The 8,346-nt window shown below is 67.2% G+C and carries 4 protein-coding genes, 2 pseudogenes and 1 CRISPR repeat array; all 6 genes and pseudogenes read left to right on the top strand.

Going from position 1 to position 8,346, the window contains the following annotated elements; genetic code table 11:
- Positions 1-294: 294 nt before the first annotated feature.
- The 6 genes and pseudogenes from FREUN1FDRAFT_RS26920 (at position 295) to ltrA (ending at position 8,146) form a co-directional block, all read left to right on the top strand.
- Positions 295-1,206, top strand: coding sequence for a sigma-70 family RNA polymerase sigma factor (locus FREUN1FDRAFT_RS26920; protein ID WP_232295429.1), 912 nt, complete (start codon positions 295-297; stop codon positions 1,204-1,206).
- Positions 1,203-3,071, top strand: a complete 1,869-nt coding sequence (locus tag FREUN1FDRAFT_RS26925; RefSeq protein WP_006543436.1) for a type IV secretory system conjugative DNA transfer family protein — start codon at positions 1,203-1,205, stop codon at positions 3,069-3,071. Before FREUN1FDRAFT_RS26920 ends, FREUN1FDRAFT_RS26925 begins: the two co-directional genes overlap by 4 nt.
- Positions 3,068-4,219 (top strand): hypothetical protein, encoded by a 1,152-nt coding sequence (locus FREUN1FDRAFT_RS26930; protein ID WP_006543437.1) that lies wholly within the window; start codon positions 3,068-3,070, stop codon positions 4,217-4,219. The genes FREUN1FDRAFT_RS26925 and FREUN1FDRAFT_RS26930 overlap by 4 nt, the downstream gene beginning before the upstream one ends.
- Before the next feature lie 285 nt (positions 4,220-4,504).
- Positions 4,505-4,724, top strand: a pseudogene (gene cas2 / locus FREUN1FDRAFT_RS48235) (CRISPR-associated endonuclease Cas2).
- A 125-nt stretch (positions 4,725-4,849) separates the two neighbouring features.
- Positions 4,850-5,939: direct repeats of the CRISPR family, unit length 30 nt; unit sequence GTCCTCATCGCCCCTACGAGGGATTGCAAC.
- A gap of 89 nt (positions 5,940-6,028) precedes the next feature.
- Positions 6,029-6,289: pseudogene (locus FREUN1FDRAFT_RS26935) on the top strand (transposase); the annotation flags it as partial.
- A gap of 603 nt (positions 6,290-6,892) precedes the next feature.
- A complete protein-coding gene (gene ltrA / locus FREUN1FDRAFT_RS26940; protein WP_006543440.1) occupies positions 6,893-8,146 on the top strand; it encodes a group II intron reverse transcriptase/maturase in 1,254 nt (417 codons plus the stop codon).
- Positions 8,147-8,346 lie beyond the last annotated feature (200 nt).

Genomic DNA, 8,346 nt, shown 5'->3' on the forward strand with positions numbered 1-8,346 from the left:
TAGCCGGTGCGTTGTGCATCAGGGCTCGGGCTCGGCGGGATCGGTGCTGCTGCGGGCTGGCCTCCGAACACGAGGGACACGCACGCAGGAGGAAGCGCGTGCGGGAGCCCCGCCGGAAGCGGACGACGCTACGAAGTCACGAACGCCCGGACGTCGTTCGAGACCGTGATGAGGAAGGTTCCGGCGCGAGTGTCGTGGGAGCGACGAAAACACCGGTGGAGAAAGCCGAGCGGACGGTGGCGGGGATCTCGCCCGGGAACGGCGCGGGGATACCGGTCGCGAGCCTGCGCGGTCATGACGAAAAGAATCTCCACGGGCACGAATCCACCTCGTAGCACCCAGAACCGGTCTGTATCGCCGTGCCTGGCGCGCTGGCGGCGCGACTGGGACGCCTGGACGGACAGCCCGGAGTCGATCGACGCGGTGCGCCGTTGGCAGGAGGCATCGCCGTTGATGACGGGCCTCGCGGGTGCCGAGGAGGTGGTCGACGGGTGCGGCCGTGACCGGTCGGTCCCCGATGTCGTGGCGAACGGCCGGCTGCTGTTCCTGCTGTGCCGCGCCACGCAGGGGGACGTCGCGGCGGCCAGGGTGGCTGTCGCCCGGGTGGTCCCGGCACTGGTCATGAAGACCGCGGCGCACTGCCGGAGCGCCGACCGCGGTTTCGACACGGTCTTCGACGAGTTGTTGGCCTCGGCGTGGATCGTCGTCACGACCTACCCGGTGGAGCGCCGACCCGAGAAGACCTGGATCAACATCGTTCTCGACACCGAGCGCGCGGTCTTCGGCCGGCAGCGGATCGTCGATCGGCTGACCACATTGGTCCCGCCACCACTGCTCGCCGAGCACCTGACGATCCGCCGGGCGGCGTCCGCTCCCTATGACGACCGAGTCGGGGACCCGTTGCTGGAGCTGGTGGACCTGCTGGCCACGGGACGTCGCCTCGGGCTGTCGGGCGCCGCCCTGCGCGTCCTGGTCGAGTTCGGCATCGACGGACTGAGCGCGCAGCAGGTGGCCACCCGCGACGGCGTGACCGATCGGGCGGTTCGGATGCGCCGGCAACGGGCCGTCACGGAACTCGCCACCCTGCTCGGCCTGCGCGACAGCACCGGAAGCACATCGCCGCGGGCGGCCGGCGCCGGTGCGAAGACGTGCCCACACCACCGGCCCGGCAGTCGGCAAGCCCGACCGGACAGACGTGCGGCGTGAGCCCAGGACCGTTGGGCTCCTGGGCGGCGACCATCCTGCCGCTGGTGGTGTTGGCCGTGCTGTGCGGGCTGGCGGCGCTGGTGATGGTCCGCGACCGGGCGGGGGTGGCGGACCGGCGCCGGCTCGGGATCGATCCCGAAGCCCGGCTGGCCCGCCCGGCGGATCTGGCCGCGCTGTGGGTAGGCGCCCCTCGCCGCGGCCGGATGATCCTCGGCCGGGTCGGCAGCCCCCGCGGACGGCTCGTCGCCACCGAGGACTCCCACCGCCCGCTGGACCCGGCGGTGCCAGGCTGGCTGGTGCGACGCGCGCAGCGCCGCCGCGGCCCGCGCGGCAGCGTGATCGCCCTCGGCCCGTCCCAGTGCGGCAAGACCGCCGCCCTGGCGATCCCCGCCATCCTGGAATGGGACGGCCCGCTGATCGCCCTGAGCGTGAAGAACGACCTGCTCGGCGCCACGATCGCCCGGCGCCGCCAGCTCGGCGACGTCGCCGTGTTCGACCCCGCCGGCGCCACCGGTGAGCTCGGCGCGTCCTGGTCCCCGCTCAGCGCGGCCCGCAGCCTGGCCGGTGCGCGCCGCGCCGCCCGCTCGATCGCGAACGCCACCTCCTGGACGTCCAACTCCTCCGGCGACATGAGCTTCTGGACGTCCGCGGCCGAAGACCTCCTCGGCCAGCTGTTCTGGACCGCGGCCACCGTCGACCTCGGCATGGACACGGTCGTCCGCTGGGTCGTCGGCATGGACCGGGACACCGTCCGCGGCCTGCTGAACCCGCTGGCGTCCCATCGAGATCCGGCCATCGCCACCGACGGCGCTCAGGTCCTCGCCGGTTTCGAAGGGATCTGGGCGAACGACCGCAAGCAGGTCTCCTCCACCTACCTGGTCGCCCGCCAGATGATCCAGCCCTGGCAGGAGCCGCGGATCGCCGCCTCCGCCGCCGTGTCCCAGATCGACCTCGACTGGCTGCTCGACCGCGGCCCCGACGGCCGGGCGGCGAACACCCTGTATCTGAGCGCGGACCTCGACGACGCCGAGCGGCTCGCGCCCGTCCTCGGCGGCCTGCTCGACGACCTGATGCGCCAGGCCTACAGCCACGTCGGCCACACCGACACCCCGCTGGACCCACCGCTGCTCGTCGTCGTCGACGAGGCAGGCAACTGGCCGATGCGTAACCTGCCCGGACGGATCTCCACCTGCGCCGGCATCGGTATCCAACTGCTGCTGATCTACCAGAGCAAGGCGCAGATCGACGCCGCCTACGGGCCGAAGGCCGACGTCGTCATCTCCAACGCGGTCACAAAGGTGTTCTTCGCCGGACTGTCCGACCGCTCCACCCTCGAGTACGCCGCCGGTCTGCTCGGTCAGGAGCACATCCTGCAGACGTCCACCTCCGTCGACAGCATCGGTCTGGGCGGCCCGGCCGGCCGGCGCGGGGTCTCACGCAGCCCGACCCGGGTCGAGCTGCTGCCCTCGGCGCTGCTGCGGCAGGTCGCCCCCGGCCAGGCCCTGCTCGTCCACAACACCCTGCCGCCCGCCCACCTGTTCGGCCGCTACTGGTATCTGGACGAGGACCTGCACGCCCTCGCGACCGGCCGCAGGCTCTCCCACAGTGATCTCGCCCGCCAGGCTGCCGCCCGCCGCCGGATCAGCCCCGACGACGGTGACACCCCGCCGGGATCCACGCTTGCCCGGCCCGGCCAGGGGACGACGTTCCCGATGGGTGACCAGGACGGGGAAGCACCGTGGGACGTATTCCGGGAATGGTCGAGGCCTGCCGCCGGGCTTCCGCACCTGCCCCAGCAAGATCGTGATCGGAGTAGCGGCCGGGCGCGTCGGAATCGGCCTCGGGGTCAACGGCGGTTCTGGTGAGCCTGCCCTCGCCGACCGCGCCGGACAACACCCCGTTCCACTCCTTCCGCGTGGCCGCCGGATCGGTCGTCCTCGACCTGCCGTTCCGCCCGCCACCTGGCTGGAACGTCCGCGCCGCCACCCTGTGGCCGGACTCCCGCTCCGCGCACGGCTGGGGCGCCGACCACTGGGCGATCGGACCCGGCGGGCGGGGATTCGTCCCCGGCCTGACCGACGTCGGTGACGTCCTGCAGTTCGCCGCCGAATCCCCGACCCCGCAGCGCGAGCTGACCGCGAACGTCTGGTCCGCACCAGGGGCGCCTGGCACCCAGCAGCCGCGGACGGTGCATTCCTGGTTCGGCTACCTCCACGGCATCACCCGCACCTCACTGATCGTCCGCGGCCCCTACCGGACACCCGAAGCCGCCTACCACGCTGCGCAACGAGCCCTCCAGATCGACCTCGTCCGCACCGACACCGCCCGCGAGCCCGCGCATCACACCGAACCCCTCCACCCGGCCGCACCGCCGGCCGCCGTCAGCCTCGACTACCACGGCGACTCCGCCACCGTCGGTGACCCGTACCACGGCTGGATCACCGTCCCCAGCCGCGATCTCGCCAGCGCGCTGATGCTGCCCCGGCACGAACTCATGCTGCACCTGCGCCAACACGTCCCCCAGCTGAACGGCCGAGAACCCCAGGTCACCGTCGCCGCCTTGGCGGCGCGCCACATCCCGCACCAGCTCGCCAGCCTGCTTGACCCGCCGGGCCCGACGCCGGTCTTCACGGACGTCGCAGAGCCTCCCGACCCCGCGCCGGCGGGACCGGAGGAACCACCGGGCGGAGGAAACACCCCACCTACCACACCATTCGCGGCGACTGGCCCCATTGCCGAATGCGACGACCCGTCTGAAGCTCCGGCGACCACACCGGTGACACCACACCATCCGGCAGGTGTGCCCACTCCGCCGCCGAGGTCTCCACCAGACCCTGTGCCACCCAGTTCGCGTGCGCCTCACGCCTCGGGCAGGCCAGAGGGCTCACTGGATCCAGGGGAGGCCGTGGACGGGCCTGATCGCGCGGACACGGCCGATACAATTGATCTTTCAATCCATGGCTGGAACCCGAGGGACATGACTCCCCCCGAACCCGGGATGGGCCTGCTGTGACCAACGGCGTCGTGGGCAGAGAAGTGATCGCCGGCGGCCAGTTCCCGTTGGCTCCGGCTCACTCTCGGTTAGATGAAGGGCCCGATTTCGCGGGCCTGTTGACACGAGCGTAGGGAGAACGGGCTGCGCAAGCCACCGTCCTCCCCACCCCCACGGGTGCGGGGAGGTTCGAAAAATGTCAGGGAGCGGCCGTACATTTCAGATACAGGGCGAACCACCGTTCGCATCTGCCTCGAGGGCGAGCGATACAGGCCGTTCCGGATCTGGTGGTGACAGAACGTGTAGGTGGTCGTCGTTTACGATACCGCCGCCGAACGCATTAGCAAGATCGTCGGTCTGTGTCGGCGGTACCTGCACCGTGTGCAACGCAGCGTCTTCGAGGGGAACCTCAGCCCCGCACAGCTCCTGGGCTTCGGTCGAGAAGGTCATCGACCGCTTGCACGACCACGTGCTCGTCTACACCCTATCGCCCGGTGCTGACGTCGCCTTCGAGAGCCTCGGCTGACATCCTGTAGACGATCAGTCGGCCGACGTGATCGTGGGGATGTTGATGTCAGACCGGAGGTTCGCTGCAGATCGGGCCCTGCGAAGCCTCGCGACACGCCGTGTGGCCTGCGAGTTTATACTCGGGTCCTCATCGCCCCTACGAGGGATTGCAACACGACGAGGCCGTTGTCGTCCCAGGTGGTGGCGTGGTCCTCATCGCCCCTACGAGGGATTGCAACTGGCCGCGCCGAGCATCACGACACGGCACAGGTTGGAGTCCTCATCGCCCCTACGAGGGATTGCAACCTTGAAGATAGTCTCGCCTTGGGTTCGAGTTACTCGGGTCCTCATCGCCCCTACGAGGGATTGCAACCAAAAGAGCAGCGTTTATTTTTCTTCCGTAGTTCATGTCCTCATCGCCCCTACGAGGGATTGCAACCAGTTGGTGATCCGCCACCAAGAGTTTTTGTAATGTCCTCATCGCCCCTACGAGGGATTGCAACTCGCCGCCCAGCCCGGCCTGCCCCGGCCGCTCCTCGAGTCCTCATCGCCCCTACGAGGGATTGCAACTCCGCCGGCGCAGCCGATGGCGACGGTGAGCGGTGCGGTCCTCATCGCCCCTACGAGGGATTGCAACAGCACGTGTTCACCGGCACGCAGCAAGAGGTATTGAGTCCTCATCGCCCCTACGAGGGATTGCAACACGAACCGGCCGATGACGTAGGTCATGCGGGTACGGAGTCCTCATCGCCCCTACGAGGGATTGCAACACGAGGCGGGTCCCGCCCTCGACCCCGTCCGCGACACGTCCTCATCGCCCCTACGAGGGATTGCAACGCGATGTACTGGCGGCCGAGCTGGGATCCGCGAGCAGTCCTCATCGCCCCTACGAGGGATTGCAACCTGAACTGATGCTCTCCGAATAGCCTGCCTTCTAGGTGTCCTCATCGCCCCTACGAGGGATTGCAACACTCAGGACCTTCCCGTTCTTCAGATTCCGCCTGCCGGGTCCTCATCGCCCCTACGAGGGATTGCAACCTGTAGGTTGGCCGCCCGCCCAGCGACACGCGCACGTCCTCATCGCCCCTACGAGGGATTGCAACGAGGAAGGGCATCAGGTCCTGGTCCTCTCGATGAGCGTCCTCATCGCCCCTACGAGGGATTGCAACCGCATCAGCACGGCGCCGTCGAGCGACTTGCGCAGGTCCTCATCGCCCCTACGAGGGATTGCAACATGACGCGGATCTTCGTGATGCTGAGGTGCCCTTTTCCTTCCGGACAGTGCCCCCTACTAGAATAGGGGCAGTCCGGAAGGAATGATAGTTGACGCAGAAGCGCAGGAAGTTCTCGCCCGAGTTCAAGGACGAGGCTGTGAAGATGGTGATCGAGACATCTCGTCCGATCACCGACGTCGCACGTGAACTCGGCATACTCGAGGGAACGCTCGGAGCCTGGGTCGCCACCTACCGGCGCGCCCACGCGGGCGAGGAACCACCGCCGACCAACGAAGAAAGCGCTCGGCTACGCGAACTCGAGCGGGAAGTTCGCGAGCTGCGGATGGAGAACCAGTTCCTGAAAAAAGCCGGTGTGCCACGAACGCTGAAAGTTGCTTGTTAGCTGGGTGATGGACGGCGGTGCTGTACGAAAGATGGAGGATTGAAGGCCCTCCGGAGCCGCCCTTCGGGGGGAGGCTTCAAACTGCCCTCTGCTGCGTTGGCTGAAGACCGTCGTGGTGAGCGACGAGGGAAAAGGCGCACGTGATGCGTCAGGTGGGGTCCAGGAAGGCGTTGCATCGAAAGTCCCGCGAGGGATTCACCGTCTGATAGCGTCGTTATTTAGAGAAGTGGCATCAAAACCGGGTGTTATTGCTTGGCCCGGGATGAGCCTGGCGGTTGCCCGGATCGCTGGCCAGGTGGTGCCCGGCGCAGAGGTGGCGCGAGCCTGGACTGCGGCTTTCGTACGGAACGTGGGATGGCGCGCCCCGACACTGCCGCCTTGGAAAGTGCGGCGAGAGGGAGAGTTCCAAGCGTTTGAACCGCAAGGAATTGAGTACCGTCGCGGGGCGCGCAGGCGGACCAGCTCGTAGTAGCGGTGAGGTTCCTGCTTGATGCGGTGGGAGCGGAGCGAAGGGGCTGGCTTGTCCGTGGTTCGTTTGCAGGATCAACCAGCGTGGCTGGGAGGAATCAGGTGAGCGGGCAGGTATCACCAGGAAAGTCGTTTGACATTTCCAAGTGGGAGGTGTGGCAGGCTTATCGGAAGGTGGCGGCCAACAAGGGGGCTGCCGGGGTCGACGGGGTCGGTCTGGCGGGATTCGAGTCCGATCTGAAGGGAAACCTGTACAGGATCTGGAACCGGATGTCGTCGGGATCATATTTCCCGCCCCCGGTAAAGGCAGTTGAGATCTCGAAGGAGCATGGTGCGGGAACAAGGATGCTCGGTGTTCCCACCATTGGTGACCGGATAGCGCAGACCGTGGTCGCGGCCCGACTGGAGGGCGTGGTGGAGCCAAAGTTCCACCCGGACTCCTACGGGTACCGGCCCCGGAAAGGCTCGCTGGACGCCGTGCGGAAATGCCGGGAGCGGTGCTGGAAGTACGACTGGGTCATCGACCTGGACGTGCGGAAGTTCTTCGACACCGTTCCCTGGGACCGCATCATCGCGGCCGTCGAGGCCAATACCGCCTTGCCCTGGGTACTCCTCTACGTGAAGCGGTGGCTTGCCGCTCCCGTCAGGATGCCCGACGGGACGCTGGCGGAACGGGACCGCGGAACCCCACAGGGATCTGCGGTCAGTCCCGTACTCGCCAATCTGTTCATGCATTACGCGTTCGACTTGTGGATGGTCCGGGAATTCCCGGCCTGTCCTTTTGAGCGCTACGCCGATGATGCGGTCGTGCACTGTAAGTCCTTGGCCCAGGCCAGGTTCGTGCTGGACAGGCTGCGGAAGAGGATGGAGCAGGTCGGCGTCAGCCTGCACCCGGAGAAAACTCGGATCGTGTACTGCAAGGACGGGAAGAGACGTGGCTCGCATGAGCACACGGAATTCACCTTCCTTGGCTTCACCTTCCGGGCGCGAGGGGTGCGGGCGCGGAACGGGAACGTGTTCACCGGGTTCGTCCCGGCGGCCAGCAAGGACGCCATCAAGAAGATGGGCAAGAAAGTGAAGTCCTGGCGACTTCATACGCTCACCGGTCACACTATGGATGGGATCGCCCGTGCGGTCAATCCTGTCATCCGGGGCTGGATGCAGTACTACGGTGCCTTCTACAAGACCGAGCTGTATCCGCTCCTCTATCGCATCAGCGCAAATCTGCTGCGGTGGATACGGAAGAAGTATCGACGGCTGAGGACATTTGCCAAAGCGCACCGGGCGTGGAAGAGGATCACCTTACAGTACCCCACGCTGTTCGCGCACTGGCAATGGATCCACGGCTTCTGGTGAGAAGGGCAAGAAGAGCCCGGTGACGCGAGAGTGTCACGCCGGGAGTGCGCCGTGAGGCGCTCTGTTGTATCCCCAGCGCAGCTGGGATGGATTCGGAGGAGGATCCTTGGGTTCGCTGGCTTACCTCGGTCCGAAAGGGTGTCGGGGGACAGCAGCATGCCAGAAGACGGCGGGCGTCGCGAAGGCGTCGAAGGCGGGCC

The sequence above is a fragment of the Parafrankia sp. EUN1f genome (assembly GCF_000177675.1).
Lineage (GTDB): Bacteria > Actinomycetota > Actinomycetes > Frankiales > Frankiaceae > Parafrankia.

Coding starts and splice junctions, on each gene's coding strand:
- FREUN1FDRAFT_RS26920 (WP_232295429.1), top strand. CDS start 295: ATGACGAAAAGAATCTCCACGGGCACGAATCCACCTCGTAGCACCCAG.